Origin of the sequence: Catellatospora vulcania (genome assembly GCF_009720385.1) — a bacterium.
Classification (GTDB): domain Bacteria; phylum Actinomycetota; class Actinomycetes; order Mycobacteriales; family Micromonosporaceae; genus Catellatospora; species Catellatospora vulcania.
The window spans coordinates 1-25,605 of sequence record NZ_ML769304.1 but is presented as its reverse complement, the minus strand read 5'-3'; the positions used below and the strand labels follow the sequence as shown (position 1 = coordinate 25,605).

Annotated in this window: 27 protein-coding genes and 3 pseudogenes; 16 read left to right on the top strand and 14 right to left on the bottom strand. The window is 69.8% G+C overall.

What is annotated here, in order from left to right; all coding sequences use genetic code 11:
• Window positions 1-17 precede the first annotated feature (17 nt).
• Window positions 18-500, bottom strand: a complete 483-nt coding sequence (locus F6W97_RS10290; protein WP_155370004.1) for a MarR family winged helix-turn-helix transcriptional regulator — start codon at window positions 498-500, stop codon at window positions 18-20.
• Between F6W97_RS10290 and F6W97_RS10285 the strand changes: the two genes are divergently transcribed.
• Complete coding sequence (locus F6W97_RS10285) at window positions 394-1,425, top strand: alpha/beta fold hydrolase (RefSeq protein WP_330164963.1); 1,032 nt, start codon at window positions 394-396, stop codon at window positions 1,423-1,425. The two genes, F6W97_RS10290 and F6W97_RS10285, sit on opposite strands and share 107 nt — an antisense overlap.
• Before the next feature lie 9 nt (window positions 1,426-1,434).
• On the opposite strand, the gene F6W97_RS10280 is transcribed toward F6W97_RS10285, so the two are convergent.
• Window positions 1,435-1,635, bottom strand: coding sequence for a hypothetical protein (locus F6W97_RS10280; protein ID WP_155370002.1), 201 nt, complete (start codon window positions 1,633-1,635; stop codon window positions 1,435-1,437).
• A 163-nt stretch (window positions 1,636-1,798) separates the two neighbouring features.
• Here F6W97_RS10280 and F6W97_RS10275 point away from each other — a divergent pair, with 163 nt between their 5' ends.
• The 4 genes from F6W97_RS10275 (at window position 1,799) to F6W97_RS10260 (ending at window position 4,349) form a co-directional block, all read left to right on the top strand.
• The gene (locus F6W97_RS10275; RefSeq protein WP_269059680.1) at window positions 1,799-2,350 is read left to right on the top strand and encodes a tetratricopeptide repeat protein; all 552 of its coding nucleotides are present in this window, start codon (window positions 1,799-1,801) and stop codon (window positions 2,348-2,350) included.
• Window positions 2,351-2,594: 244 nt separating this feature from the next.
• Window positions 2,595-2,921, top strand: coding sequence for an NAD(P)/FAD-dependent oxidoreductase (locus F6W97_RS10270; protein WP_155370000.1), 327 nt, complete (start codon window positions 2,595-2,597; stop codon window positions 2,919-2,921).
• 142 nt (window positions 2,922-3,063) lie between these two features.
• Window positions 3,064-3,573, top strand: a complete 510-nt coding sequence (locus F6W97_RS10265) for a hypothetical protein (protein WP_155369999.1) — start codon at window positions 3,064-3,066, stop codon at window positions 3,571-3,573.
• Between the two features lie 134 nt (window positions 3,574-3,707).
• Complete coding sequence (locus tag F6W97_RS10260) at window positions 3,708-4,349, top strand: carbonic anhydrase (protein ID WP_155369998.1); 642 nt, start codon at window positions 3,708-3,710, stop codon at window positions 4,347-4,349.
• On the opposite strand, the gene F6W97_RS10255 is transcribed toward F6W97_RS10260, so the two are convergent.
• Window positions 4,327-5,328, bottom strand: a complete 1,002-nt coding sequence (locus tag F6W97_RS10255) for an L-threonylcarbamoyladenylate synthase (protein WP_230686563.1) — start codon at window positions 5,326-5,328, stop codon at window positions 4,327-4,329. The two genes, F6W97_RS10260 and F6W97_RS10255, sit on opposite strands and share 23 nt — an antisense overlap.
• A 185-nt stretch (window positions 5,329-5,513) precedes the next feature.
• Between F6W97_RS10255 and F6W97_RS10250 the strand changes: the two genes are divergently transcribed.
• The gene (locus tag F6W97_RS10250) at window positions 5,514-6,809 is read left to right on the top strand and encodes an RDD family protein (RefSeq protein WP_196279061.1); all 1,296 of its coding nucleotides are present in this window, start codon (window positions 5,514-5,516) and stop codon (window positions 6,807-6,809) included.
• Between the two features lie 182 nt (window positions 6,810-6,991).
• On the top strand, window positions 6,992-7,318 hold the full coding sequence (locus F6W97_RS10245) for a hypothetical protein (RefSeq protein WP_155369995.1): 327 nt from the start codon (window positions 6,992-6,994) through the stop codon (window positions 7,316-7,318).
• 139 nt (window positions 7,319-7,457) lie between these two features.
• Here the strand turns inward: F6W97_RS10245 and F6W97_RS10240 are convergent, their stop codons facing one another.
• Window positions 7,458-8,072 carry a TetR/AcrR family transcriptional regulator gene (locus F6W97_RS10240; protein ID WP_196279060.1) on the bottom strand — a complete coding sequence of 205 codons (615 nt, stop codon included), beginning with the start codon at window positions 8,070-8,072 and terminating at the stop codon, window positions 7,458-7,460.
• Between the two features lie 215 nt (window positions 8,073-8,287).
• Between F6W97_RS10240 and F6W97_RS10235 the strand changes: the two genes are divergently transcribed.
• Entirely contained in the window at window positions 8,288-10,450 is a 2,163-nt protein-coding gene (locus F6W97_RS10235; RefSeq protein ID WP_196279059.1) for an MMPL family transporter, read from the top strand.
• 27 nt (window positions 10,451-10,477) lie between these two features.
• Here the strand turns inward: F6W97_RS10235 and F6W97_RS10230 are convergent, their stop codons facing one another.
• Window positions 10,478-11,836 carry a HAMP domain-containing sensor histidine kinase gene (locus F6W97_RS10230; RefSeq protein WP_155369992.1) on the bottom strand — a complete coding sequence of 453 codons (1,359 nt, stop codon included), beginning with the start codon at window positions 11,834-11,836 and terminating at the stop codon, window positions 10,478-10,480.
• Window positions 11,833-12,534: a response regulator transcription factor gene (locus F6W97_RS10225; protein WP_155369991.1), complete on the bottom strand. Its 702-nt coding sequence runs from the start codon at window positions 12,532-12,534 to the stop codon at window positions 11,833-11,835. The genes F6W97_RS10230 and F6W97_RS10225 overlap by 4 nt, the downstream gene beginning before the upstream one ends.
• Before the next feature lie 219 nt (window positions 12,535-12,753).
• Here F6W97_RS10225 and F6W97_RS10220 point away from each other — a divergent pair, with 219 nt between their 5' ends.
• The 5 genes and pseudogenes from F6W97_RS10220 (at window position 12,754) to F6W97_RS40550 (ending at window position 17,249) form a co-directional block, all read left to right on the top strand.
• Window positions 12,754-13,713, top strand: coding sequence for a polyphosphate polymerase domain-containing protein (locus F6W97_RS10220; protein WP_155369990.1), 960 nt, complete (start codon window positions 12,754-12,756; stop codon window positions 13,711-13,713).
• Window positions 13,710-14,387, top strand: a complete 678-nt coding sequence (locus tag F6W97_RS10215; RefSeq protein ID WP_155369989.1) for a DUF4956 domain-containing protein — start codon at window positions 13,710-13,712, stop codon at window positions 14,385-14,387. The genes F6W97_RS10220 and F6W97_RS10215 overlap by 4 nt, the downstream gene beginning before the upstream one ends.
• Window positions 14,387-16,057: a CotH kinase family protein gene (locus tag F6W97_RS10210; RefSeq protein ID WP_155369988.1), complete on the top strand. Its 1,671-nt coding sequence runs from the start codon at window positions 14,387-14,389 to the stop codon at window positions 16,055-16,057. Before F6W97_RS10215 ends, F6W97_RS10210 begins: the two co-directional genes overlap by 1 nt.
• A gap of 76 nt (window positions 16,058-16,133) precedes the next feature.
• Window positions 16,134-16,876, top strand: a pseudogene (locus F6W97_RS10205) (amino acid ABC transporter ATP-binding protein).
• Window positions 16,877-16,988: 112 nt separating this feature from the next.
• Window positions 16,989-17,249 carry a hypothetical protein gene (locus F6W97_RS40550; RefSeq protein ID WP_230686562.1) on the top strand — a complete coding sequence of 87 codons (261 nt, stop codon included), beginning with the start codon at window positions 16,989-16,991 and terminating at the stop codon, window positions 17,247-17,249.
• Between the two features lie 318 nt (window positions 17,250-17,567).
• Here the strand turns inward: F6W97_RS40550 and F6W97_RS10195 are convergent, their stop codons facing one another.
• Entirely contained in the window at window positions 17,568-18,623 is a 1,056-nt protein-coding gene (locus tag F6W97_RS10195) for an IS630 family transposase (RefSeq protein WP_155369987.1), read from the bottom strand.
• 79 nt (window positions 18,624-18,702) lie between these two features.
• On the opposite strand from F6W97_RS10195, the gene F6W97_RS10190 reads away from it, so the two are divergent.
• Window positions 18,703-19,071: a hypothetical protein gene (locus tag F6W97_RS10190; RefSeq protein ID WP_155369986.1), complete on the top strand. Its 369-nt coding sequence runs from the start codon at window positions 18,703-18,705 to the stop codon at window positions 19,069-19,071.
• Here the strand turns inward: F6W97_RS10190 and F6W97_RS10185 are convergent.
• Complete coding sequence (locus F6W97_RS10185) at window positions 19,037-19,414, bottom strand: hypothetical protein (RefSeq protein WP_196279058.1); 378 nt, start codon at window positions 19,412-19,414, stop codon at window positions 19,037-19,039. The two genes, F6W97_RS10190 and F6W97_RS10185, sit on opposite strands and share 35 nt — an antisense overlap.
• Window positions 19,415-19,598: 184 nt before the next feature.
• Between F6W97_RS10185 and F6W97_RS10180 the strand changes: the two genes are divergently transcribed.
• Both F6W97_RS10180 and F6W97_RS10175 read left to right on the top strand, forming a co-directional pair.
• Window positions 19,599-20,024, top strand: coding sequence for a DUF6924 domain-containing protein (locus tag F6W97_RS10180; protein ID WP_155369984.1), 426 nt, complete (start codon window positions 19,599-19,601; stop codon window positions 20,022-20,024).
• Window positions 20,025-20,141: 117 nt separating this feature from the next.
• A protein-coding gene (locus tag F6W97_RS10175; RefSeq protein WP_230686561.1) for an IS5 family transposase occupies window positions 20,142-21,027 on the top strand; the annotation gives its coding sequence in 2 pieces (ribosomal slippage) (window positions 20,142-20,594 and window positions 20,596-21,027; 885 coding nt in all).
• Window positions 21,028-21,050: 23 nt separating this feature from the next.
• Here the strand turns inward: F6W97_RS10175 and F6W97_RS40545 are convergent.
• The 6 genes and pseudogenes from F6W97_RS40545 to F6W97_RS40025 all read right to left on the bottom strand — a co-directional run.
• Window positions 21,051-21,252: pseudogene (locus F6W97_RS40545) on the bottom strand (IS3 family transposase); the annotation flags it as partial.
• Between the two features lie 245 nt (window positions 21,253-21,497).
• Window positions 21,498-22,319 (bottom strand): hypothetical protein, encoded by an 822-nt coding sequence (locus F6W97_RS10170; RefSeq protein WP_230686560.1) that lies wholly within the window; start codon window positions 22,317-22,319, stop codon window positions 21,498-21,500.
• Between the two features lie 58 nt (window positions 22,320-22,377).
• The gene (locus F6W97_RS10165) at window positions 22,378-23,310 is read right to left on the bottom strand and encodes a hypothetical protein (RefSeq protein WP_155369983.1); all 933 of its coding nucleotides are present in this window, start codon (window positions 23,308-23,310) and stop codon (window positions 22,378-22,380) included.
• 62 nt (window positions 23,311-23,372) lie between these two features.
• Window positions 23,373-24,569 carry an SMI1/KNR4 family protein gene (locus F6W97_RS10160; protein WP_155369982.1) on the bottom strand — a complete coding sequence of 399 codons (1,197 nt, stop codon included), beginning with the start codon at window positions 24,567-24,569 and terminating at the stop codon, window positions 23,373-23,375.
• Window positions 24,570-24,688: 119 nt separating this feature from the next.
• Window positions 24,689-25,294, bottom strand: coding sequence for a DUF4240 domain-containing protein (locus F6W97_RS10155; protein WP_230686559.1), 606 nt, complete (start codon window positions 25,292-25,294; stop codon window positions 24,689-24,691).
• Window positions 25,284-25,605 (bottom strand): annotated as a pseudogene (locus F6W97_RS40025) (hypothetical protein); the annotation flags it as partial. The gene F6W97_RS10155 and the pseudogene F6W97_RS40025, both read right to left, overlap by 11 nt.

The following is a 25,605-nucleotide window of genomic DNA, read 5'->3' as shown; positions in this document are numbered from 1 at the left end:
CGTCAGTCGTGGTTCGGTCATGGCGACGGGACCGGATCTGAGTCCACCGGAGTTGGTGTTCCAGCGGGGGAACCAGGCCGTACCTGTACGGCGCCGTGCATCGCCTGGAGGAATCGGCGGGCGGTGTCGAGTTCGTCGTCGGTGAAGGCCTGCATCGCGGTGACCATGCGCTCGATGAGGGGGCCGAAGAACATCCACCCGAGTTCGACTGCGGACGGGTCGACGCTGAGCAACACCCGACGCCGGTCGGCAGGATCCCGTGATCGCCGGACATGGCCGAGCCGCTCCAGCCGATCGATGAGCGCCGTCGTCGAGGCGGAGTTGAGCCCGACCTGTGCGCCCAGCCAGCCAGGAGTCGCAGCGACGCCGGTCCGATCGGCGTCGAGCAGATGGATGAGGGCGCGGACATCCGTCGGATGTAGACCATGGGTGTTGGCAAATCCTGCGCCGAGCAGGTCGAGGCCGACCGTCACGGCGCGAAGCAGGTGCACCAGCTGCATCTGCGGCAGCTCGGCGGTGGCTGGTGGGCGGCGGCTCATCGGCGTACTCTCTCGATTATCAAGTATCTCGTTCGTCGAGAGAATATCACCGAGGCTGAGGATGAGCGACGACTTCGCACGCGCCTACACGGCACTGCTGGACCGGTGGCCCCCCGACCGGGCGGACCTCGATGTGCCGCACCGATTCGGCACGACCCGTGTATACCTGACCGGGCCACCATCGGCGCCACCCGTGGTGCTGCTTGCCGGTGGCGGGGCGACCGCCGCGGTCTGGTGGGCCGTGGCCGGACGGCTCAGTGCGAGTCACCGGGTATGCGCGGTGGAGATGACCGAGGACTTCACGACCACCCGGCCTGCCCGCACACCGGACGACCTGGCCGCCTGGTTCGGTGACGTCCTCGATGGGCTTCACCTCGGCCCCGACGGCGCACAAGCCACCGTGGTCGGTCACTCCTACGGTGGATGGGTCGCCCTCAACGGTGCGCTGACCCACCCGAAGCGTGTCGCGCGCCTCGTTCTGCTGGATCCGACGACCTGCTTCGGCGGCTTCTCCGTCTCATACCTGCTGCACGCGATGCCGTTCCTGCTCCGACCCAGCGCACGCCGGCTCGACCGGCTGCTCGACTGGGAGACCGGCGGCACGGGCCTGGACCCGCTGTGGCGAACGGTCACCACGCAACGGGTGGGCCGCCCCAGCCCCAAGCTGGTAATACCGAAACGGCCGAAGCCGGCCGACCTGCGCCACCTCAAGGTGCCGGTCGCACTCGTGCTGGCGAAGCGGAGCCGGGCGCATCGACCCGCGAGGATACGGGCGATGGCCGAATCCTGCCTGTGCCGACTCGACATCGTCGAATTGCCGCACGCGACGCATCACAGCCTTCCGACCGAACACCCCGACGAGATCGCCGCCGTCGTCGGCCGGTGACCACATCAATCAGCGCAGCGGGCTGCGCAACTGCAGGTGTGCCGGACGGGCGTACACACCCTGCCGTGCAGCGCGCACCGCAAGGGTCGCGCACACGGTGCACCAGATCGCGACCAAGGCCACGCCCAGCACGTGGAAGTCAGGGCGTTGCGGCCGGACGCTGTCGGAGTTGAGCAGCCCCACACCCACCGGCACGGCGATGATAGACATGACCGCCAGCAGAGTGTTCTGCCACCAGCTGAAGATCGCCCTTTGCCGCATGTCCACGACCGCGACGTCAACACGGCCCGCAACATCCTGACCGCCGGACTGGCGACCGCGGCGACCAGGGCGCCGCCGGCCGCTCGCACGCCGCGCTGCTCGCCGCGCCAGGCTGGCGGCCCTCTGCCACAACCTGGCCGGGCTGGCGCACAGCCGCGGCGAGTTCGCGGCGGGGGAGCGGTGGTCACGGCGGTCGCTCGCCTTGCGCCGCGCCGGTCATCCGGCCGGACACCCGGCGATCATCGCCGACGAGGCGCACCTGGCCGCACTGCTGCACGCCCAGGGCCGACACGGCGAGGCGGACCCGCTGCTGCGGCACGCGATCGCGTACTTCACGCACCGGCACGGTCCCGAGCACCACGAGGTGGCCGTCAACCTGCACAACCTCGCCTCGGTGCGGGCCGCGCTGGGGGACCTGGCCGAGGGTGAGGTGCTCTACCGCGCGGCGCTGGCGGGCAAGCGGGCGTCGCTCGGGGCGGAGCATCCGGACACCGCGCTGACGCTGCACAACCTGGCCGTCGTCGTCGCCGACCGCGGCGATACGTCCGAGGCGTACGTGCTGGCCGAGCGGGCGTACCGCATCCTCGCCGCAACCGTGGACGGCGGGCATCCGGCGCTGGCGGCCGCCGCGGACAACCGCCGGCGGCTCCAGGTCCCGTCCTGACCGGATGCTCGGTCATTCCGCTTCTCGGGTCGGGGGTTCGAGGATCCTGCGCAGCGCCGCCTCGAGTCGAGGAGCCGGCGTCAGGGTGATGCAGGATGCGGCTGGTCGAACCGCACTGCACGTCACTCTTCGGCCTGCTGCGGAACCACCTCCTCCACCGCCGGGCTTGATCCGCCCGGATACTCATCACGCTGAGGAATTGTCCGGTCCTCAGGCGGGCCGAAAACTCTGGCTGTTGCGCTCCATGAAGACCGAGCACAGCCGGCGCATCCCGGCCACCGCCCTGTTCGTGTTCATCGGCGCCGAGCCGTGCACCACCTGGCTGGACGAGCAGATCGCCGTCGACCACAACGGGTACGTGCTCACCGGCCCGGACGTGCCCGCCGACGCCGTCACCGACCTGCGCCAGGGCACGCCTCGGCGGCCCTACCTGCTGGAGACGAGCCGGCTCGGCGTCTTCGCCGCAGGCGACGTACGCAGCGGCTCCATCAAACGGGTCGCCTCCGCCGTCGGCGAGGGCGCCATGGCGATCCGGTTCGTCCACGAACACCTGCGCCTGCGCCAGGGCTGAACAGACCCCACGGAGCGCGCATCGCTGCCGGAACGGCTCGGGTGAGCCTGCCTGGCCGCACATCCGAGCCGGAGGACGGTTGCCGGGGCACGGCGACTCGCGTATGAATGGCGCTAGTTCATCCGAGGTCGAGGAGAGCGTCATGCCCTCATCGGGGTATCCCGTGCAGTCACGCATAAGTTCTGCGCAGACCAGCGCGCCCCCGACGCCGTCCCGTAGCACCACCGCACTGCTGCGCATGTACCACCCCGTCAGCCTGGATCACCTCTACACCACCTCGGCCGCTGAGCGCGACGACGCCGTGGCGGACTTCGGCTACGTCGACGAGGGCGTCGCCTGCCAGGTGCTCGCGACCGCCGGCACGGGTACCACGCCGCTGCTGCGGGTGTACAAGCCGGCCACCGGGGATCACTTCTTCACCACCTCGGTGGCCGAGCGGGACGACGCGGTCGCCACGCACGGCTACGTCGACGAGGGCGTCGCCTGCCACGTGCTCCCGCGTGCCGGCACGGGTACCACGCCGCTTATGCGGCTGTGCAAGCCGGCCACCGGGGATCACTTCTACACCACCTCGGTGGCCGAGCGGGACGACGCGGTCGCCACGCACGGCTACCTCGACGAAGGCGTCGCCTGCCACGTCTACCCGAACTGACACGGCAACGGATCCACGCGAGCGCCAGGTCGATCAGGCCGGCGCTGCTTGCAGCGGCCCGCTTCCACACCCCGGAATCAGAGCGTGATTCACATCGCGATGGCCTTCGGCGGCTGCCGTACTAGGCTGCGGGCATGGTCGAGATCAAGTCGCCGACGCCTCAGGAAGCCTTCGAACTCCTGCTCGCCGGCAACGAGCGGTTCATCTCCGGTATGCCGGAGCACCCGAACCAGGACGCGGTACGCCGCGCCGAGACCGCACCGGGCCAACGTCCGTTCGCCGTGGTGTTCGGGTGTTCCGACTCGCGGCTCGCAGCAGAGATCATTTTCGACCGAGGGCTGGGGGATCTCTTCGTGGTCCGTACGGCGGGCCATGTCCTGGGCGCCGAGGTGCTGGGCAGCATCGAGTACGGCGCGGACGTGCTGGACTGCCCCCTGGTAGTGGTCCTGGGCCACGACTCGTGCGGCGCGGTGGCCGCCGCATGCACCGCGCTGGAACTCGGGATGCCATCGGCCGGCTACGTCCGCGACGTCGTCGAGCGGGTGACGCCCAGCGTGCTCGCGGCCCGGGCCGCCGGCCGCACGGAGCCCGACAAGATCCTGGTCGAGCACGTCAGGCACACCGTCGATCTGCTGCTGGACCGCTCCCGGGTGCTCGCAGCACGGGTCGAAGCCGGCAAGGCCGCCGTATTGGGGCTGTGCTACCGGCTGGCCGACGGCACTGCGCAAGTGGTGGCGGCCCGCGGCATCGAGGTCACGGCCGAACCGGCGCGATGAGCTGATCGGCGGGCCGGGGGCCTGCGGCGCGGCGCAGCCGATTGGCGATAGCCAGCCCCAGCCCCTGCTCTACCGGCAGCGACGCGACGATGAGGTCGCATCCTGCCTGGTCGAGTTCGCGCAGGAAGCCGTACAGGCCGCGCGCGTAGGCGGCGGACGAGCCAGGGAGCATGATCGCGGCGTGCGCCTTCACCTCCGAGGCGGCGGCGCCCGGGGGCAGGAACACTCCGACCTGGTGACCTTGCTGCTGCGCGTGCTCGGCCTCTGCGACGACCTGATCGGGCTCCACGAGAACGACCCGAGCCCGCGGCGCGTAGTGCGACGGGTGCTGGCCAGGCACGCGTACGGGGCTGACCGACGGCACGGAGACCGGGTCTCCCAGCACCGCTTCAAGGTCCTCGCGGGTCACCCCGCCGGGCCGCAGCAGGGTCACGGTGTCACCAGTGACCCCCACGATCGTCGATTCGACACCGACCTCGCACGGGCCCCCGTCGAGCACGTAGTCCACGGCGTCACCCAGCTCCGCGCGGACGTGGTCGGCCGTCGTCGGACTCACCGACCCGAAGCGGTTGGCCGACGGCGCCGCGATACCGCTACCGAAGGCCGACAGCAGCGCCCGTGCCACCGGGTGATCGGGAACACGCAACGCCACGGTCTCCAGACCGCCGGTCACCTCGAGCGGCACGCGGCGGCCGCGCCGCAGCACCAGCGTCAGGGGCCCCGGCCAGAAATGCTCGGCCAGCCGGCGCGCTGTGGCGGTGACGTCCTCGGCCCAGTCCGCCAGCTGCTCGACGCTGCCGAGGTGAACGATCAGCGGGTGGGTCGGCGGCCGGCCTTTGGCCTGGAACACCCGCGCTACGGCGGCGGGGTTCTGGGCGTCGGCGCCGAGGCCGTAGACGGTCTCGGTCGGAAGGGCCACCAGGCCCCCGGTCCGCAGGACACCGACTGCCTGCTCGATGTCATCGGTTCTGACTGTCACCCTCGCATCATTCCACTGCCCTGATCTGCCCGTTTCCTGGCCCGGGTCCGGGTGGCGCTCGCCCTCCGCCATGAGGCCAGGACAGATCGCCGAGACAGCCGCCGGGTGTCGCACTTAGACTGACGATTCCACATATGGAGGGCGATGTGACAAGCCTCGATCACTCTGCGCCGCACCTTCCCGCCATGCCCGCGCCGACCGCGCTGCGTCGCATCACGGGTTGGCTCATCGACTACGTGATCGTCATGGTCCCCGGCGTCACCATCGTGGGATTCGGTCTGGCCGGCGTCGTCAACGGGCTGGCCGGCTCTGCCGGCGCCACCGCCGCGGAGACGGCACTGGACCTGGTCACCGGCAGCGGCGCAGCGCTGGGCAAGACCGCCTCCAGTTTCTGGAGCAGCGTGACCAGCCCCCTGCTCGCGACGATCCTCGTGGTCCCGTTGCTGCAGTTCCTTTACCTGTCCGCGATGCTGAGCTGGCGGGGCCGGACCGTCGGGAAGATGATCGCGGACACCACCGTCGTCACCGCCGCGGCCGGGCATCCTCGCCTGCGGGCCGGACGCGCCACCGGCCGGGCGTTCTGCACCACCCTCCTCGAGACCGGCCTGCTCGGCATCGCCTTCGTGCTCCTCATCACCGGGCCGCGCATCGTCGGGCTGTCGCTCTGGGCGGCTGCGATCGTCGCGTTCTGGTTCAACCTGCTCAGCGCCCTGGGCGCACGGCGACGCACCCTGGTCGATCTCGTCACGGGAACCGCCGTCGTGCGCACCACGGTGTACGCCGACGCCGCGGCCCGTGCGGCCGTCCTCGCCCGCCGGACCTCCGACGCGGCCGTCACCGCGGCACGCCGGACCTCCGAGGCCGCGACCGTGGCAGGGCATTGGAGCGCTGACGCGGCCGCGGTCGCCGCGCAGATGGCCTATGAAGGCACGGCTAGGTTGGCCGCCAGTGCCCCCGTGCAGCAGACGGTGACCGGCGCCGGGCAGGCGGCTGCGCAGGCCGCGCAGCTGGCCCGCGACAGCGCGGCGATGCTGGCCCGCAGCGCCCCGGTACACCAGGTGAAAGCGAAGACGGCAGACCTCGCGGCATCGGTCACGCAGTCGGCGAAGGACGGCGCCGACAGGCTCGCCCGCAGCGCACCGATGCAGCAGGCACTGAACTCGCAGGCCGGACAGCAGGTCCAGGCGCTCGGCGCGGCAGGCGCTCAGCGTGCCCGGGAGCTCGGCGGCCAGACCGCCGACCGCGCCCGGCAGGTCGGTGGGCGTGCCCAGCAGTTGTGGCGCGACCGGCGTGCACGGCGAAACGGCCTGCCCCAGGCAGTGACGCCCGCGCCTCTGGAGGGGGAGTGGGCGGAGATCTTCGAAGAGCCCGACCCGGCAGCCCTCGCCGACGGGCCGACCGGGTCCCGGCCCACCGCGGCACCACAGGCCGCGTTCGACCCCACGCCCTCGCCCTGGCCGGACGAGCGCGGCATCATCTGACGCTGGCGGTCAAGACCGGCACGAGGCGGCACGAGGATGAGCCGTCAGCTGGATTGGTGGCGGAGCCGATCGACGAGCGAACCGACGCAGACTTGCGGTTCGCTCGCCTGGAGTCGACGCTGTCGCGACGATGAGGTCTAGGTCCGGGTGGGCCGGGCCGAAGTGCGGCGTCGGAGGTTGCGATGGGTATCGAAGCGAAGATCAGCAATGTCTCGCGCCGGTGCGCGGGACGTTCGATGGAGTTGATCGGTAAGTTGACGCACAGCACGCGATGGCAGCTGACTGGCTACACCACCTGGGTGTCGGCGTGCGAGGACGCCGCGCGCGAGCAGGCCAAGGACCTCGCCAAGGCGATGGAGGCGGTGGCGGCCTACAGGGCTGGTGGCGCTGCTCCCTCAGGGCGGGGTACGACGCTGCTGGGCGCGCCGGCATCGGCGGGAGAGCGCTTCTTGATCGACTCGCGGCCTGCGCTGGCGGCGACCGATGTTCAACCGACGGGCGGGGCATGAACGCCGCGTGACCGCACGGGCCGGACTTCTCTGGAGTCCGGCCCGGCGTCGCTCGCTACCAGGTTGCCCGGCCGGATCGTCTGATTCTCGAGGTTTGCGCCTGTTGGTGACAGGGACGGGCCCGCGGGCACCGGGAGGGTCAGGGAGTGTGCCGCGGTCCGGCCGGATCGGCCGTGAGACCGCCGACGATCCAGGCGACGAGCTGGTCGGCGAGCCGGTCGGGATCGGTGCCCGCAAGCATTCCGGCGAAGAAGTCGCTGCCCAGAGCGCCCAGGGCGGCGAGCACCGCGGTGTGCCGCAACCACAGCTCTTCCTGGGACAGGTGGGGCACGTGCCGGCTGATGCGGTCGAGGAGATGAAGCTGCACGGGTGCGGCCATCTCGGCGAGCAGTGCACTGATTGCCGGTGAGGGCTGGTGGAGTGCGTCCTGCAGGATACGCGTGCGGCGGCGCCGCGCCTCGTCCTGCCCGGCATGGGCGGCGAACGTCGGCAGGACCCAGGCGCGGACCAGCTCTTCGAGCCCGGCGTCGTCGGGCAGCTGTGCCAACAGGGCGGCCTGCTGCTCGAACACCTCGGTGAGGGAGTCACGGACGACCTCGTCGAGCAGGGCGTCCTTGGAGCCGAAGTGGTAGCCGACCGAGGCGACGTTGGCCCCCGCGGCGTCGGTGATGTCACGCAGTGACACCCGAGCGGCACCGCGCTCGGCGAGCAGCCGTTCGGCTGCCTCGCGCAGTCGGCTCGGGGTGTCCTGCATGACTCCATTCAAGCACTCGCTTGACATCAAGCACGGGGCGGGCTTTACTCAGGCCTCCGAGTAAAGCATCTGATTAAATCAGTCACTTGAATTCGCCCCTGGTGGCGCGGGCTGACCTCGGCGAAGGCGGCTGCCCCACCGTGGGCGCCACCAGGGGTGACCGAATGCGCCGCCGCGCATCCGCTGTCCTACGACACTGCATGGAGAGAGATCTGATGTCCTGGTTGTCCCGGCTGGGTGGCTCCGCCGCCCACCATCCGGTCCGCGTGATCGTGGGCTTCGTCCTTCTGCTGCTCGTGCTGGGCGGGGCGGCCGGCGGCGTCGGCGCGGGCTTCACCGACGGTGTCCGGCTGCCGGCCACCGGCTCGCAGGACGCCGCGGACCTGGTCGGCGACCGGTTTCCCGCGCAGGCCGGGGACACGGCCACCCTGGTGTTCGCGCAACAGGCGGGTCCCGGCACGCTGAACCTGCCCGACGACCGGGGCCGGGCCGCGGTCGAGCAGGTCCTCGCCGAGGTCCGGACCCAACCCGACGTCGCGACGGTGATGCCGGCGCAGGTCTCGCCGGACGGGCGGATCGCCTTCACCACGGTGCAGTACACCAAGGTCGCCGCCGACCTGGAGAAGGCGAACCTCGACCGGCTGGCGCAGGCACAGACCGTGGCCGCCGCCGCCGGGCTGGAGACATCGCTGCGCGGTCCGGTGGTGAACCAGCTCCGGCAGCGCTCGGCGCCCGTCGGCGAGGTGGTCGGCCTGCTGGCCGCACTCATCCTGGTCAACCTGCTGTTCCGGTCGTTCGCCGCGACCGCGGTCACCCTCGGCGCCGCGGTCCTCGCCCTGATGGTGGGCATGGTCTCGCTCACCGTCCTCTCCGGCTTCATGGACGTGCCCAACGTCGCACCGACCATCGCGGTGATGCTGGGCCTGGGCGCCGGGGTCGACTACGCGCTGTTCGTCGTCGCCCGGTTCCGCGACCGGCTGCGCGCAGGCGACGACCCGGTACGCGCCGCCGCCAACGCCAACGGCACGGTCGGCGTCTCGGTGCTCACCGCGGGCGCCATCGTGGTCATCAGTATCTGCGGCCTCTACGTCACCGGCATCCCGGTGATCGGGCGCATGGGCATGGCTGCGGCGCTCGTGGTCGCCGTCGCGGCGATGACCGCCGTGACGCTCGTACCGGCTCTGCTGCGGCTCGCCGGCCGGCGGGTGCTGCCCCGAGCCGAACGGGCCCTGCCGGCCCCCGCGACGGCACCGCACCCGGTGGCCGGCGGCGGGGAACCGGAACGCCGCTCCGGGGCCGCCCGGCTGGCCGCGACCGTCGCCCGGCGCCCCGCCCCGTGGGCGACCGCGGTCACCGTGGCCCTGCTGTCCCTCGCCGCACCCGCCCTGGACCTCCAGCTCGGCCAGCCTGACGACGGCACCCGGCCCGCCGGCGACACCATGCGCGTGGCCTACGACCGCCTCGCCGAAGGCTTCGGACCCGGCTTTAACGGGCCGCTTCTGGTCGTCGTGGACCTGCGGGAGGCCACCGACCGCCCGGCCGCGCTGGATCAGCTGAGCACCGCGATCGGCGGCACCGGCGACGTCGCCGCCGTCACCCCCGCACAGGTCAACCCTGCCGGCGACACCGCGGTACTGACCGTGATCCCGGACAGCGCACCGCAGGACCGGGCGACCTCTGAGCTCGTCGCTTCCCTGCGGGACCGGGTCGCGCCCGCGGCGTTGCAGGACACCGGCGCCCGGGCGTACGTCGGTGGCACGACCGCGACCTTCGACGACCTCGCCACCCGTGTCTCCGACCGCCTCTGGCCGCTGCTGGCAGTGGTCATCGGCCTGTCACTGGTCCTGCTCGGCATCGTCTTCCGCTCCGTGCTGCTGCCGGCCGTCAGCGCCGTGCTGAACCTGCTCTCCATCGGCGCGGCCTACGGTGTGGTCACCCTGGCGTTCCAGACCTCCTGGGGGACCGACCTGCTGGGAGTCGCGCAGCAGCCGATCGTCTCCTTCGTGCCGATGCTGATGTTCGCCATCCTGTTCGGACTCAGCATGGACTACAACGTGTTTCTGCTGTCGGCCGTCCGTGAGGAGCGGCAGCGCGGCGGCGAAGCGGGGACGGCCGTCGCCCGTGCCGTCGGCCGCACCGCCGGACTCATCGGTACCGCGGGAGCCATCATGACCCTCGTCTTCGTCGGGTTCGTCGCCGACGGCGAGACGGAGGTCAAGATGATCGGCCTCGGACTCGCCACCGCCGTGCTCATCGACGTCACCCTGGTCCGGATGGTGCTGGCCCCGGCAGTACTGGAACTGCTGGGCGAACGCGCCTGGTGGCTGCCCCGACGGCTGGAGAGCCGCCTGCCGCGCGTGGCGCTCGCGGAGCACTGAGGCCCGCGCCACCGGCCCGGCGGCGAGCTACCCGCCAGGTATCACGATGTGGAATTCGTTGCCGCCGCCCGGTCTGGGCGTGACAGCCACGGTGCCCTGGTGGGCGGCGGCGGCCTGGGCCACGATGGCCAGGCCGAGGCCGGAGCCGGGGACCGCGCGGGAGGTGTCCAGCCGGTGGAACCGGTGGAAGACACGTTCGCGCTCGTCGGCGGGGATGACGGGATTGCGGTCCAGGACGCTGATGTGGGCGGTGCGGGACTCGCCGTGGCCGGTGCTCAGGTGCAGTTCCACGGTCTGGCCGGCGGGCCCGAACTTGGCGGCGTTGTCGAGAAGGTTGACCATGGCGCGTTGCAGGGTCGCCGGCCGTACCTGGGCGGTGACGGTGTCCGGTGCGTACAGGCGGAACCTGGTCTGCGGGAAGTGGGCTTCGGCGAGGCTGATCGCCGACTCGCCCAGCTCGGTGAGGTCGACGGCGGTCATGGGCTCGTCGGTGGTGCGCGAGCGGGCGAGGTCGACGAGGTCGGCGACCAGGTCGGCCAGTTCGACGCTCTGCAGGTCGAGGTCGGACAGCAGCGCGGCCCGGTCGCGGTCGTCGAGCCGGTCACCGGCGTGGATGAGGACTTCGACATTGGTGCGCATGCTGGCCATCGGGGTGCGCAGCTCGTGGGCGGCGTCTTCGATGAGGTCGCGTTGCTGCTGCTGGGCATCGCCGAGGCGGGTGAGCATGTGGTTGAACGCCTGGCCGAGCCGGGCGATCTCGTCGTGCCCTTCGGTGGGGATGGGGCTGCTCAGGTCGCGGGTCTCGGCGACGCGGGTGGCCGCAGCGGTGAGCTGCCCGACCGGGCGCAGCCCGGCACGGGCGACGAACCGGCCGGCGACGGCGGCCACGGCGGCCGCGGCGACGATCAGCGCCGCGATGAGGGTGCCGAACCGCTGCACGGTGGCGTCGGCACTGGTCAGCGATCGGGCGAGTTGAATGGTCTGCCCGTGCGGGCCGGTGAACGTCAGCACCCGGAAGCGGCCCTGGTCGGTGTCGGCGGTGTACGTGCTGCGCGGGCGTGCGCCGGAGGCGACGGCTGCGTCGTCGGCGGTCCACGGCAGCGGCGTGCTGGTGCGGGGCACGGTGATGGTGCCCGTTGGAAAGCGGATCTGTATCCGCACGTCCTGCTGGGCGTCCAGCGGGTTCGGCGGGATGTTCGCGGCGCTCGCCGGGGTCAGGCCGCCGAGCGGTCCCGCGGCGATGGCCTGCAGCTCACGGTCGGTCTGGGAGATGAGGGTCTGGTGCAGGGCCAGCAGTGCCAGGATGCCGACCGCGACGGCCACGACGGTGACCGCGGCGGCGGCGATGATGGTCAGCCGGCTGGTCAGCGACGGTCTGCCGGTCACGGGCGCTGCTCACTGGAGCGCAGCACGAAGCCGACGCCGCGGACGGTGTGCAGCAGGCGCGGGCGGTCGTCGGCTTCGAGTTTGCGGCGCAGGTAGCCGATGTACACGTCGAGGCTGTTGGACGACTGGTTGAGGTCGAAGCCCCAGACGTGCTCGAACAGCTGCGCGCGCGAGAGCACCCGGCCCTGGTGTTCGAGCAGGGTCTGCAGCAGGTTGAACTCGGTTCGGGTCAGTTCGATCGCGACGTCGCCGCGGCTCACCTGCCGGGTGGAGCGGTTGAGGGTGAGATCGCCGATGCGCAGCACGTCGTCGTCGGCGCCTGCCGGGCTGGTGCGCCGCAGCAGGGCGCGCATGCGGGCGAGCAGCTCCTGCAGGGCGAAGGGTTTGGCGAGGTAGTCGTCGGCGCCGGCGTCCAGGCCGGCGACGCGGTCGGCGACGGCGTCGCGGGCGGTGAGCATGATCACCGGGGTGTGGTCGTTGGCCCGGCGCAGCCGGCAGCAGGCGTCCAGGCCGTCCAGGACCGGCATCATGACGTCGAGCAGCAGCAGGTCGGGCTGCAGTTCCAGGGTCTTGGCCAGGGCCTCGGCACCGTCGGCGGCGAAGTGGACGGTGTAGCCCTCCAGCCGAAGGGCACGATCGAGGGACTGGCGTACGGACGCGTCATCGTCAGCGACCAGCACCTGGCTACCCGGTGTCATGGGACCACGATAGGGACCGGCTGGGCTGGCCTGCGCTTTTCTTAGCCAATTCTTAGGTCGTCGCGGGTGGCTCTGACTTCTTAATGAATTCTTAGGCCTTCCACCGGGGTTTCTTAGATTCGGTCCCCACGCTGATGGGTGTTCACCTTCGGTACACCCCTGATTCAGCCGTCGTTCACCTCACGGCGGGCGGCTCGGGGCTAGAGAAATGGTACGCCAATGCGACTGCTCCCGCGCTCAGCTCCGACGGGACCTGACAAAGGCGGCGGCCCGGCCCGCCCCGTCGCGGGCCGGACGGCCGACGACCAGACCGGCCACACGCTGCGCGCGCCCAGCCCCCTGCACGCGTTCAACCGGTACGAGATCAAGTATCTGGTGCCGTCGGAGCGCCTGGCGGCGATCCGCGAGGAACTGCGTGCCCGCCTCGACCTGGACAGCCACGTCACCGAGGGCGGCTACGGGGTGTGGAGCGTCTACTACGACACCCGCCTGCTGCGCTTCTACTGGGAGAAGATCGAAGGGCTGCGGTTCCGGCGCAAGCTACGGGTACGTCACTACGGCGACCGCACCACCATCGACGACGACACCACCGTGTACGTGGAGATCAAGCAGCGGGTCAACCGGGTCACCCAGAAGCGCCGCGTCGCGATGCCCTACGGCGACGCGCGGCTGCTGTGCGACGGCCGGCAGATGGTCCGGCACTCACCCGGCCAGACCGGCTTCATCCAGGAAGTCCTCGGCCTGGTTCAAGGCCTGGACCTGCGGCCGACGGCGATGACCGGCTACCAACGCGAGGCCTACGTGGGCCGCGACGCCGACCTGGGCCTGCGGGTGACCCTCGACCACCGGGTGCGCGGCCGCGACCGCGAGTTCGCACTCGGCTCCGACGCGCAGAACCGGCTGATCATCCCGGCGTCGCTGTCGGTGCTGGAGGTCAAGGCCAACGACCGCGTCCCGTACTGGCTGACCGACCTGGCCGCCCGCGCCGAACTGAACGTGGTGCGCGTGTCGAAGTACTGCCAGAGCGTCGAGGCCTTCGGCCGGGCTCCGCGCTCGCTGTTCCACATCCCCGACTACGACGCCGACGGCCCCGCCTCGGCCGAGCGCACCGACGACCCGATCCCCTCCGAAGCCGCCGCTGCCGAGGCACCGGCACTGATCACGAAAGCAACCCGATGAACTTCGAACTCCAGGACCTCACCGCCACGTTCAGCGTCACCGACATCGTCATGGCGATGTCGCTGGCGTTCCTGCTCAGCGCGTTCATCGGCTGGGTGTACCGGGCCACGCACCGCAACGTGTCCTACAGCCAGTCCTACGTGCAGACCCTGGTCATCCTCGGCATGCTCGTCTCCCTGATCATGCTGGTCGTCGGGTCCAACATCGCCAGGGCGTTCGCGCTCGTCGGCGCCCTGTCGGTGGTTCGGTTCCGCAACGCCATCAAGGAAACCCGCGACGTCGGGTTCATCTTCCTGGTCATGGGCGTCGGCATGGCCGTCGGTACCCGGTTCTACAGCCTCGCCGTGGTCGCGACCGTCGCGATCTGCCTGGTCATCTTCGTCATGTTCCGGTTTTCCTGGTTCCAGCTGTCCGTGCAGCGGCAGGTCGTCAAGGTCCAGGTCCCGCCGGAGGGCAACCACACCGCTGCGATCAACGACGCGCTGATCGCCCACACCACCGAGTTCGAGCTGGTCAGCATGGAGTCGATCCGCGGCGGGGCGCTGACCGAGCTGATGTACACGGTGCGGCTCAAGAAGGGCAGCGAGCCCGGCGACCTGATCGCCGCGCTGAGCCGGCTCACCGCCGGACAGCGGGTCACCGTGCTCACCGGATACGACCAGACGGACCTGTGATGACCACGAGTCCTGCGTCCGAGCCCTCGGTGCCGCCGCCGCGGGCCCGGCTCAAGCACCGCATCCCGGTGCGCGTACGCCACTACTGGAAACTGCTGGCCACCTGCGTGGCCGTCGTCGCGCTGCTGGTCGTGGTCGCCGGCAACGTGCGGATCGCGCCGATCGTGACCAGCCAGGCCTCCGGCAAGCACGACGAGGTGACCCAGAACATCGAGGGCACCGTCGACCTGTTCGACGCCACCGTCGCGCACACCGTGACGATCACCTACGACGAGGCCGACTACCAGCGCATGTTCGACGAGTACATGGCGACGGGGGAGAAGGAGTACGTGCGCGTGGATGCGACCGTCGACGGCACCCTGATCCGCGACGTCGGAATCCGGCTCAAGGGCAACTCGACCCTGTCCGGCGTCACCCACGAGGGCAAGACCAGGTCGCTGTTCGGGGACCGCGGAGGCGGTCCGGGCGGCTGGCCCGGCGGCGGCGGATTCCCGAACATGCCCGAAGGCGGGTTCCCCGGCATGCCCGAAGGCGGCATGCCGCAGCAGCCAGGCGGCGGGGGCGACAACCCGGGCGGTGGGCAGGGCGGACCCGGCGGGATGATGGGCGGCGGGCGCGGCGGGTTCGGGCGTACGAGCCTGGACAGCGCCAAGCCCGAAGAGCTGCCGTGGCTGATGAGCTTCGACGAGTTCGCTGACGGCCGCCGCTACCAGGGCCGCAGCGAGGTCGCGGTGCGGGTGTCGGGCATGGGCGGCGGCTCGACCGTGGTCAACGAGGCGGTCTCGCTCGCGGTCGCCCAGGCCGCGGGTCAGCCCACGCAGCGCTACTCCTACACCGCGTTCGAGGTCAACGGCCGCCCGGTCAAGGCTCGGCTGCTGGTCGAGCACCCGGACGAGGACTTCGCCGACCGGCTCGGCAACGGCGTGCTCTACAAGTCCCTGGCGACCGGGCAGTTCACCTACCAGGGCGAGGACCCGACCGCATACGCCGACGACTTCAAGCAGGTCAACAACAAGGGCAGCCACGACCTCGCGCCGGTGATCGACCTGGTCGAGTGGGCCAACGAGTCCTCCGACGCCGACTTCGACGCCCACCTGGGCGACCACGTCGACATCGAGTCGTTCGCCGAGTATGTGGCGTTGCAGAACCTGGTGCTCAACTTCGACGACATGTCAGGTCCGGGAAAGAACTACTACCTGTGGTACGACCTGGACACCAAGAAGTTCCAGGTCGTCAGCTGGGACCACAACCTGACCTTCAGCGGTAGCGCCACCGCCGGCCCTCACGACACCATCTCCATGGGCGGCTTTCCCGGTGGCGGGCAGTTCCCGCTGCCCGAAGGCATGGAACTGCCGGAGGGAATGCAGCTGCCGGAGGGGTTCACTCCTCCGGGCGGAGGGCCCGGCGGGATGACGGGCGGCAACAAACTCAAGGAGAGATTCCTGGCGTCGAACGCGTTCAAGAAAACCTACGAGGACGCATACCGCAAGCTCTACGGCAAGATCTACGCCGACAAGGCGGCCGAGAAGGCACTCGACCAGATCACGTCCACGCTCGCCAAGGTGCGGGGAGCCGATGCTGCCGCAGTCAAGACCGACGTCGACAAGCTGCGCAGCACGGTCCAGCAGCGGGGCGAGGCCTTGGCAGAAGACGATGTGATCAAAGCCTGACCGGGGCGATGCCCGCGCCGCGGAGGCGACCGTCCCATGACGGTCGCCTCCGCTCAGCGACCCGCTGTTACACGCGCTGACAAGCTGTCCAGGCCGGCCGGCGCCGGCCGTGAGCGTCCGCGACGTGCATCTGGCGTTCGGCGCCAACCGTGTGCTGCGCGGTGTGGACCTGCACGTGCCCCTCGGTCCACCGCCTGCGTCATCGGGCCGTCCGGCTCCGGCAAGTCCACGCTGCTGCGGACTGTCAACCGGCTCATCGAGCCGGACCGCGGCGACGTGCTGCTGAACGGCCGCAGTGTCCTGGGCGACCACCCCGACCGGCTGCGGCAGCGGGTCGGGATGGTGTTCCAGCAGTTCAACCTGTTCCCGTACATGAGTGTGCGGCGCAACCTCGCCCTCGCGCTGCGACGGATCCGCAGACTGTCCGCCGACGAGGCGGTGGCAGTGGCCCGCCGGCACCTGGACCGGGTCGGCCTCGCCGCGAAGGCGGAGGCCCGGCCCGCGCAACTGTCCGGCGGCCAGCAGCAGCGGGTGGCCATCGCCCGGGCGCTGGCGTTGCAGCCGCAGGTGATGCTTTTCGACGAGGTCACCTCGGCACTGGACCCCGAACTGGTCGAGGGCGTGCTGTCGCTGATGGCGGACCTGTCCGCCGACGGCATGACGATGGTGGTCACCCATGAGATGGCATTCGCCCGCGAGGTAACCGACCTGGTTGCGTTCATGGACCGCGGTGTGGTGCTGGAGGCCGGTGCGCCCGAAGCCGTCTTCGAGTCTGCCGAGCACCCCCGGCTACGCCGGTTCCTGTCCCAAGTCGTCTAGATCATCCAGCACGGCGCGCCCCCTGCCATCGCGACGCCGAACCGGCCGTCCCCCGGAGATTGGATGGGCCGCCGGAGGGGTACTCCTACTGCCTGTTGGCAGCACTGAGGGTGTGATCGCGACGGTCGACGTGACGATCCGTTTCGGCAGCCGTTCCTGGCTGGCCCTGTGCGACGCGAGCCGAGCCGAACTGGCCGCACGGCTGCTGTCGGCGCGTGGGCCGCAGCGGCGCGGCGTCCCGCGACCCCGGCGGCCGCATCAGCAGGCCACGAAAGCTGCTGATCCGCCCGGCGAACCCAAGGAACTCGCCCCGGTGTTCGTGCTGCTGGCCTCGGACGAGGCGAGCTACATCTCGGACGCGATGATCCGGTGACCGGCGGCAAACCCATACTGTGACGCGGCCCCGGTCCTGAACGGGCATGGCCACCACGACGGTGGGAAGCGGTGAGCGGCCTGTCGACCGCCCGGCGCACATCGCCGGAGCCGTCGACAGGCCGCTCTCGTCGTCAAGCGCTGGTCGAGCCGGGGCTCGCCTGCTCGCGTACCGTCGATGCGCGTCGCTCACGGTCGAGCCGACGGAATCGACGGCCTGCTGCACCGGCTCGCGCAGGTGCTCCTTGACCTCCGCGGCCTGCTCGCGCAGACCTCGGCAAACGTTGCCTAGTGCAGCACCGCGTTAGTTCGTCGGGGGTCATGCGGCCTTGAGTGGGGTGCCGTCGTAGGTCCATCGGTATGGCGTGGTGGTGGTGTTCTTCTCGATCACGTAGGTTTCGATCTTGTTGATGAGGTCGGTGCGGGAGCTGAAGTCGCCATGGCGTAGGACGCGGCGGGTCAGCGCGGAGAAGTACAGCTCCACCTGGTTCAACCACGAGGCGTGGACCGGGGTCGGGTGCACGTGCCAGCGTGGGTGTGCGGCCAGCCAGGCGCGGGTGGTCTTGGCGACGTGGGAGGACCAGTTGTCCAGCACGACGTGGATCTGGCGGGAGGGGTCGATGGACCGGTCGAGCATGGTCAGGAAGCGCTGGAAGGTCGCCGCGTCGTTGCCGGTGATCGTCTCGGTGAGGACCTCGCCGGTGCCGACCTCGAGTGCGGCGATGATGGACACGGTGCCGTGGCGGATGTACTCGAACTCCTGCCGGGCGGGCCGTCCTCGGGCGGCGGCCTGGCCGGGGTGTTTGCGGGATCGGGCGGCGATGGCAGTCTTCTCGTCGATGGACAGCACGACCGCGCCGGGTGGTGGGTTGAGGTAGAGGTCGCACACGTCGGCGGCGCGGGACCAGAACAGCGGATCGTCTCTGCGGGTGATCCAGCCGCGTACCCGATGGGGTCGCAGATCGCAGTCGGCCAGGATCCGTCCGACCTGCGACGCGGAGATCGCCAGGTCGGCCAGGTGCGCGGCGATGCGCCGGTGAGACCAGGTCGCTTCCGGGAACGCTGGGGCGCAGGTCGCCACAGCGACGACCCGCACCCGCTGCTGGACGCCGTAGCGGCGAGGCCGACCGGACCGTTTCGCGTCGGCGAGTGCGGCCAGGCCCGCCTTGGCGAACCGGCCCCGCCACTTGCGGACCGTGTCGGGGTTGACGTGCAGGTCCGCGGCAATACGCGCGTTCGGGGTGCCTTCGGCGGCTGCGAGGACGATCCTGACGCGTTGCACCCTCCGGACCTGCGAGGTGCCGGCACGCACGATCCGCTGCAGTTCAGCGCGGGTGGGCTCGTCGAGTGACACGGGTACAGCCAGCACGGCCACGAGCCGCTCCTGCCATCGATCATCCTGACACGGTCAGGACATCGTGGCCGATCCCGACCGGTTCCGGCAGCATGAGCTCATGGCCAAGAAGAACCCGCCGGAATCGATGCAGCATCACCTGCGGCAACGACTCGACGAGCACGCCGCATCGCGCTGGCCCCAGCTGTCGAAGGTCCAGGTGCGCTACCGGGCCGGGTTCGCCTACGTCGACGCTGTCATGCCTGACGGGCAGGTGCAGCCGTTGTGCCGGCTGCGGTTCAACGGCGTCCTGCACACCTGGGGCTTCGCGATCTACCTCGCCAGCCGCGACGGCTACCAGGACAGTGTCCTGCCCTCCGGGCTGCCTGCGGGCAGCCCGGAGGAAGCCCTGGACTGCGCCTGCGGCCTCTACCTCGACGACCCGACCGCCTGGCTCACACCCCCGACGCATTCGAGCGGCGCAGCATAGGGCGCTGCCACCACCGGGACCGTCTGAGTCTGGCGCCTTCGACGGCGGCGATTGCCTGACGAGGAGTGGCTCCCCGCGCCCTCATGATCAGGTACTCCAGGAGTTCCGGCTCTTGCATGTGGCGGTCGTGCGGATCGAGGACCTCTATGCAGGTGTCTCGCGCGCTGACAGTGAAGGTGAGCCCATCCCCGTCCTCGCCGGCCTCCTCGTCGAAGAAGTCGACGTGAACCATGCAGCCGTGCTCAAAGGGTTCCAGGCACGTGAAGAGGCGCAGTCCTTCTGACATGAACAGACGCCGGGCCGCTTCCACCACCTGCTCTGCACGTCGAGTGTCTTCGTCCACCTGGACATTCTCGCTGCTCAGACCGAATCCGGAAACCACTCGATCTGGCAGGAACACCACGGCCAAGACCCACCGACAGCCCCGGCACCCCTACCAAAGGCTGCATGACCCCCACGAACTAACGCGGTGCTGCACTAGGCCGCGTTTTCAAAGTGGGTAGGTTCGGGATGGGAAGATCACGGACATGGCTTCTCTGCCTCAGCCCGAGGATTTGACGTCTCTGGTCCTGCGATCAGACTTTGGCGACGAGGCAGCTTGGGCTGCGGCCAAGGCTGCGGTCGACGGCTCCGGCGGACACCGCAGCGCGACATACGTCAGCGATCCGGCATACGCCGGGGTGTCGGTTCAGGCGCTGGTCGAGGCAGATGCCGCAGCCGACGACGGGGACAAGGTCACTTACTTGTTCCTGGCCGATGCCGTCTGCATGGCTGACGAGGAGCACCTGCTGCTGGCGGTTGACCTCTTCGACGAACCCGGGCGTTCTTTCCGGTTGCCACCCCGCTGGTTCCCGGACGTCTCCACCAATCTGAGCATCGCGAACCTGGACTTCGCCGATTTCGCAGACGCCGCAGACGAGTTTGGCACGTTTCGGGGCTTCGACGGCAGGTGACCTGCGATGGACCCGGTTGCAGAGAAGGCTTGCGCTCAAGGCGTGTCAATGATCGACAAGCGGCGAGGTCTCCGGTAGACCGTTCAACGACCAAGAAGAACGAAAGCCGGAGACCTCGTGGCCACCATACCGGCGGCGAGGCGGCACGACCTGACCGACTCGCAATGGGCGGCGCTGGAACCGCTGCTGCCCAAGGGCAAGAAGCCGGGCTGGCCGCCGAAGTGGGACAAACGCCAGCTCATCGACGGGATCCGTTGGCGGGTGCGGGTCGGCTGCCCTTGGCGCGACGTGCCCGACCTGTACGGACCTTGGCAGACCGTGTACGGGCTGTTTCGCCGCTGGCAGCGCGGCGGGATCTGGCAGCAGATCCTCACTGGCCTGCAAACCCACGCCGATGCGGCCGGGCTGATCGACTGGGATGTCAGCGTCGACTCCACGATCACCCGCGCTCATCAGCACGCCGCCGGCGCCCGGACCCGGCCGCAGGAGCAGAAGGAGCCGCCCGGCGGCGTCGAGGACGAGCCCGCCGACCACGCTCTGGGCCCCGTTCCCGGGGCGAAGCTGCACCTGGGCTGGCGAGCAAGGCCAGAAACCCCTCGCCGTGGTGGTGACCGGTGGGCAGCGTGGTGACAGTCCGCAGTTCACCCGGGTCCTGGCCCGCATCCGGGTACCACGCCTCGGCGGCGGGCGTCCGCGGACCCGCCCGGACCGGGTCCTGGCCGACAAGGCGTACAGCTCGGCCGCCAACAGGGAGCACCTGCGACGGCGCGGGATCAAGGCGACGACCCCGATCAAGGACGACCAGGCAGCCAACCGGCGCAAGAAGGGGCCGAAGGGCGGACGGCCGCCGACCTTCGACCCCGAGGTCTACAAGCAGCGCCACGCCGTCGAGTGCGGCATCAACCGGCTCAAGCGCAACCGCGGCCTGGCCACCCGATACGACAAGCTCGCCGTCCGCTACCAGGCCACCTTCAACATCGCCGCGATCAACGAATGGCTCTGACCCCGCTAATGAAACAGGCGCTAGTACTCAGCTGCGGCTACTGGTCGGGCAACCCACCGGTAGTAATGCTGGCGGGCGATCTTCAAGACCCGGCACGTCACCGCGACGGGGATGCCGTGGGCGGCAGAAGCGGCCACGAGCGGGTAGATCCTTTCCCGGCAGGTACGCCTGCGACAGGGACGCCGCGGCCCGGCGCAGGACCTCGTTCTCCTGCTCCAGTAGTCTGAATGGTGGTCAGCCAGGTGGCGGACTGGGCGAGGCTCGCGTACCCGCCCAGACCGACGGCAGCCAGCTTCTGCGGTGTCCAGCCGGTCGTCAGGAGTCCGTCCCATTGGCCGGCGTTGAGGATGAGCACCCGCAAGGCCGGGAGGGCTGCGATCGAGGCGATGTCGGCGACCTCCGCGCCTCGGCCAGATCAAGGCGCAGAAGATCGGGCGGATCGGGTCGTACTCACATTCACGGCACGAGCGTCACACACAGTCCCAGAGGAACCTGCCCTCTCGTTCGTCGGCGCTCAAGAACGCGTATCCGGTGCCGCCGCCGAAGTTGAGCGCGTACGCGTCCTCGCCGCAACCTTCCGCGCCGTCCAACTGGAAGAAGAACCGCCACGATGGGTTGACACGGGTAGTCCACGGCTGCCAGCACAGCGGCGGACCACCCACGTGGCTGCGACACTCGACCCAGTCCGCGTCATGGCCCTCGTCCGGGTCGGACACCTCGCCTCGACGCGCCGCCGCCTGCAGCGCGGCTTCACGCTCGACGGCGCGCTGGGTTGTCCGCTCGGCAGGATGAGCATCGATGTGCAGCTCAACGGGGACACGCTCAGTCCATGTGAGCCCGCGCCGCCACAGCGACGGCCCAGTGCTGACGTGTAGCCCCGTCACGAACGCCGGCACGCGGCCGTTCGGCTGCACGAGCAGCGCGTTCTCGCCGGCCTCCGGCTCGAACGTCAGCGCTCCGTCGTCGTCCTGCGCGATGAACAGATAGCCCATGCGCGCCTGCGGGCCTGGTAGCGGGAACTGGCCGACGAATGTCATCGGTGCGCCGGAGGACGCCGAGACCGGCCAGAACGGCTCGTCCAACCAGACTGGCTGACCACCGAGCTTGGCCACCAGAGCGTCGATCGGCTTGGCGCTGCTGCGCCACGTCATCTCCAGCCGCGGCGTCAGCCACGCGTCGTAAGGCCCCGCCACCGAGGGGGACCGCCGCAACCCATGCCACCACATCACCGGCGCCCTTCCTCCATGACGCTGCCTCAACGGCATGATCGCCTGCATCACAGCCTCGGTCAATGCCCGCTCGAGGGCCGAGGGTGCATGTGATGTCCGGGGGTCGGTTGCCAGGCCACGCTCATGCCTCGATACGGAGCCATACGTCGCCGGCTCGTAGCCAAAGGTGGCCGTCGCGTCCCTGGCCGCATCGCAACACGACGCGACCGGGTACCGCTGTCTTGTGGCGTTCTGTGACGATCCACGAATCGCCGACCAGCACGGCGCGGAAAACTTCGGTCGACTGCTCATTGTGGTTCCGGCGGGTCAGGACCGCGCGGTCGCCTCGTACGGCCAGCCCGTCGGGAGACGGCACGGGACTGCGCCAGCTGGTCATTTCACCTGTCAGCGGCGAGATCCGCGTCAAGAAGGTACCGTCGGCACCGGCGTTGGAATACCACGCCAACCACACCTGATCGTCCTCCGTGGCGGCGGCGCAACCGGCCAACGGCCATTCTGGCAACCGGCCCTTCGGCGCCCAGGCGACCCGACCTCGGTCGGTCCAGCCCGCAAGTCCGGCTGCTGACTGTGGATGGCCTCCGTAGATGCCCTCATCGCCGTAGGCAGCCCAGATTGCTCCACTCTGGTCGGTGACCAAGACGTCGATGTCGTCGCCGATGCAGAAGGTGTTCTGCTGCTCGCCGTCCGGGGAGAGCACCAGCGCGTTCGGCGTCCACGCGCCCGTATCATCCCGATCAGCGCGACCACCCACGATCAAGATCCGGTCATTCGGTAGGAGCGCGATGTGACTCGTTCCCATCGGGAGGGACTCGATGGTCCGGCGCTGCACCGATCCATCGGTGTTCCGAATCACGAGTACGCCGCCGAACGGGACCTCGGGGATCAAGCCGACCCAGCCTTTGATGTAGGGCACCTGCCTGAGGTGGCGTCGATCGACGAACAGAACGGCAAGCGCCCCTGACGGGCCAACCGTCCACCACAGCGGGCATCGCCCTGCAGACAGATCCGCCGCGGACGGCTCCCATACCATTTGCGGCACGGCTATTGCCGACATCTGCGCCCTCCATGCGTGCTGAGACGCGTGCTACTCGGCATGATCGTACGTCGCTCGGTAGGTCAGTTCACCGGGTGGATTCGGGCGCCGATCACAGAGTGTCGGGTTGCTCGTGGGGTCTTCAGGATCTTTCGGGCGCGCTCGGGAGTGATCAGGTGACGTAGGTCTGGGTCGGTGATCAGGATGACCGGTGCGATGCGGTGTGGCGAGTCCGCGTGCCACCCGGGCAGCGATGCTTCCAGTACAGTCCACGCCTGGTCGGGGAGTCCGTCGCGGAGAAGCCGGCGCCCGCGGTCGAGTGCGTCCTGGAAGCCGGCGGGCTCGGGCAACGGTGGTGGTGTGAACCTGTCGGCCGCGTCCATCTCCTCCTCGGTGAGGATGCCGGCGAAGAGCTTGCGGTACGGGTCGATCGCCGACCGATGGAGGAAGAGCGGCACCGCCTCGGCCCGCACCTGATCCAGGCCGACTTCCTCGACGACGTGTGGGTGGGCGAGGATGCTGTTGCGGATCTGATGGTGCACCGTCGCCGGGTCGAGGAATGCGTTCAGCATGACGGCCAGGTATGTGCCGGCGCCGGAGCCCTTGTCTGCGGCGCGGGCGAAGGCGTCGGCTGCGCCGTCGGCATCGCCCTGCAAGGTGAGGCTGCGCCCCGCAGCCAGCAGATCCGCTGCGCCTGCCGGATCGACCGGCCGGCCGGCTCGTCCGTTGAGCTGCTCGAACGACGACCGCTCGGCGTCGACGAGCGCGGCGAACGATTCATGCCGCTCGCCGAGGCCGGGGTACCAGCTCGCCCAGATGTAGGCCGCCCATTCGCCGTCTGGTGACACGTCACCGGGGTCGAGCAGCCAGTACTGGGCGTCCCCGTCGCCTGAGACCAGCAGGGCGCGGTCGCCCAGTGACGCATCCTCCGGCGGGGCGTGCTCCCGGAGGATGCCCAGCAGGTCCGGGTCGGCGTCGCGGAGCCAGCCGACGTCGCCGGTGGTGCGCATGGTCCACATGAACGTGGAGATGTTCAGCCAGCCGTCGGATGCCGCCAGGAACGAGCGGTAGCTCGGCGGCAGCGCGGTGCCCAGACGCTGCTCCAGCACCGCGAGCTGTGCGGCGCTCGCACCGTCGAAGCCCAGCCAACGACTTGCCCGCTGAGCGTCGCTGACCTGGCCGAGTTCGTCGTCTTCGGCGACCCGCAGGACGTCGGCGCTGTACTCGGCGAGATAGCGCCGCCACTGCTCGACAGTACGGGGTTCTTCGCCAGCGGCCATGCGTGTCCGTTTCTCTGATTCCCGAGGCAAGGTCAGGTCATGGTGCCACGCCGAGCTGCTGCCTGGTGCGCAGGTGACGCAGCTCTGCTTCGGCGCATCTGGGCAGCGCGGAACGGGGGTCAGCTCGTTGGCGTGCAGTCGGTGCCGAGGCTGCGCATGGCGCGGTCGTAAAACAGCTCGGCGAGGCGCGGCAGCGCCGCGAACATCCGGTTCCGGTCGGTCCGCTTGATCGGACGGCGGACAGGAAGCGGGACGCGGTCCCGCATTACCCGGTACTCCCGACGTTCCAGCTCGTACCAGAGGCCCCCTTCCTCGGTGCCGGTGACGCGGTCCCAGGCGTGCTCGGCGACGTGAAGGAACTCCTGGCAGTCGGCGAAGTCGTTGCCTGTTGCGGTGACGGCCGTCGCGGCGGGCACGTCGGCGAGGCTGTCGGGGTCGGCGAGCGCAGCCTCGTACACCGCGCGGCCCTGCACGATCAACCAGTTGCGGAAGTAAAGGAATGGATCGTCGGAGTCGAACCCGCCGTTGATCAGATAGCAGGCAGCCCCGAGGTCTTCGCGGTATGCCTCGTGTTCGAAGCGGTCGTGCAGCTGCGCGAAGTCGGCGATCTCCTCGGTCGGCAGCCAGGTGAGCGTCCTGGCCACGATCGCGGCGACACCGGTCCAGTCACCTCTACAGCGGCGCCGCGCGCCTGCGATGACCGCCCAGAAGCCGTCAACGTCCATCGTCGCCCCGAGCCGGGATCAGGGCCCGTTGGGCGACGTTCTCCTCGGCGGAGGCCAGCCAGTTCAGGTACCACGTGCCGAAACCGACGGGGGTGTGGCCGTCGTCGAGCATCGGTTCCAGGTCCTGCTCGTCGCAGCTGCAGTCCGACCACATCTGCCCGCGGGCCGGTCCGCTGATCACCAGCCAGGCACGTTGCGCGCACCCGTAGTGGACCAGGCAGATCGCGCCGCCGGTGAACCCCGGATCGAGGAAGACCGCGTACAGCCGCTCCTGCCATTCCTCCATGGCGGTGTCGAAGTCCTCGATGTCG

Excerpts from the sequence above, each read along its gene's own strand:
- F6W97_RS10285 (WP_330164963.1), top strand. The coding sequence starts at position 394 with ATGAGGGCGCGGACATCCGTCGGATGTAGACCATGGGTGTTGGCAAAT.
- F6W97_RS10290 (WP_155370004.1), bottom strand. The coding sequence starts at position 500 with ATGCAGCTGGTGCACCTGCTTCGCGCCGTGACGGTCGGCCTCGACCTG.
- F6W97_RS10280 (WP_155370002.1), bottom strand. The coding sequence starts at position 1,635 with ATGTCTATCATCGCCGTGCCGGTGGGTGTGGGGCTGCTCAACTCCGAC.
- F6W97_RS10270 (WP_155370000.1), top strand. The coding sequence starts at position 2,595 with ATGAAGACCGAGCACAGCCGGCGCATCCCGGCCACCGCCCTGTTCGTG.
- F6W97_RS10265 (WP_155369999.1), top strand. The coding sequence starts at position 3,064 with ATGCCCTCATCGGGGTATCCCGTGCAGTCACGCATAAGTTCTGCGCAG.
- F6W97_RS10260 (WP_155369998.1), top strand. The coding sequence starts at position 3,708 with ATGGTCGAGATCAAGTCGCCGACGCCTCAGGAAGCCTTCGAACTCCTG.
- F6W97_RS10250 (WP_196279061.1), top strand. The coding sequence starts at position 5,514 with ATGCCCGCGCCGACCGCGCTGCGTCGCATCACGGGTTGGCTCATCGAC.
- F6W97_RS10245 (WP_155369995.1), top strand. The coding sequence starts at position 6,992 with ATGGGTATCGAAGCGAAGATCAGCAATGTCTCGCGCCGGTGCGCGGGA.
- F6W97_RS10240 (WP_196279060.1), bottom strand. The coding sequence starts at position 8,072 with ATGCAGGACACCCCGAGCCGACTGCGCGAGGCAGCCGAACGGCTGCTC.
- F6W97_RS10235 (WP_196279059.1), top strand. The coding sequence starts at position 8,288 with ATGTCCTGGTTGTCCCGGCTGGGTGGCTCCGCCGCCCACCATCCGGTC.
- F6W97_RS10225 (WP_155369991.1), bottom strand. The coding sequence starts at position 12,534 with ATGACACCGGGTAGCCAGGTGCTGGTCGCTGACGATGACGCGTCCGTA.
- F6W97_RS10220 (WP_155369990.1), top strand. The coding sequence starts at position 12,754 with ATGCGACTGCTCCCGCGCTCAGCTCCGACGGGACCTGACAAAGGCGGC.
- F6W97_RS10215 (WP_155369989.1), top strand. The coding sequence starts at position 13,710 with ATGAACTTCGAACTCCAGGACCTCACCGCCACGTTCAGCGTCACCGAC.
- F6W97_RS10210 (WP_155369988.1), top strand. The coding sequence starts at position 14,387 with ATGACCACGAGTCCTGCGTCCGAGCCCTCGGTGCCGCCGCCGCGGGCC.
- F6W97_RS10190 (WP_155369986.1), top strand. The coding sequence starts at position 18,703 with ATGGCCAAGAAGAACCCGCCGGAATCGATGCAGCATCACCTGCGGCAA.
- F6W97_RS10180 (WP_155369984.1), top strand. The coding sequence starts at position 19,599 with ATGGCTTCTCTGCCTCAGCCCGAGGATTTGACGTCTCTGGTCCTGCGA.
- F6W97_RS10165 (WP_155369983.1), bottom strand. The coding sequence starts at position 23,310 with ATGTCGGCAATAGCCGTGCCGCAAATGGTATGGGAGCCGTCCGCGGCG.
- F6W97_RS10160 (WP_155369982.1), bottom strand. The coding sequence starts at position 24,569 with ATGGCCGCTGGCGAAGAACCCCGTACTGTCGAGCAGTGGCGGCGCTAT.
- F6W97_RS10155 (WP_230686559.1), bottom strand. The coding sequence starts at position 25,294 with ATGGACGTTGACGGCTTCTGGGCGGTCATCGCAGGCGCGCGGCGCCGC.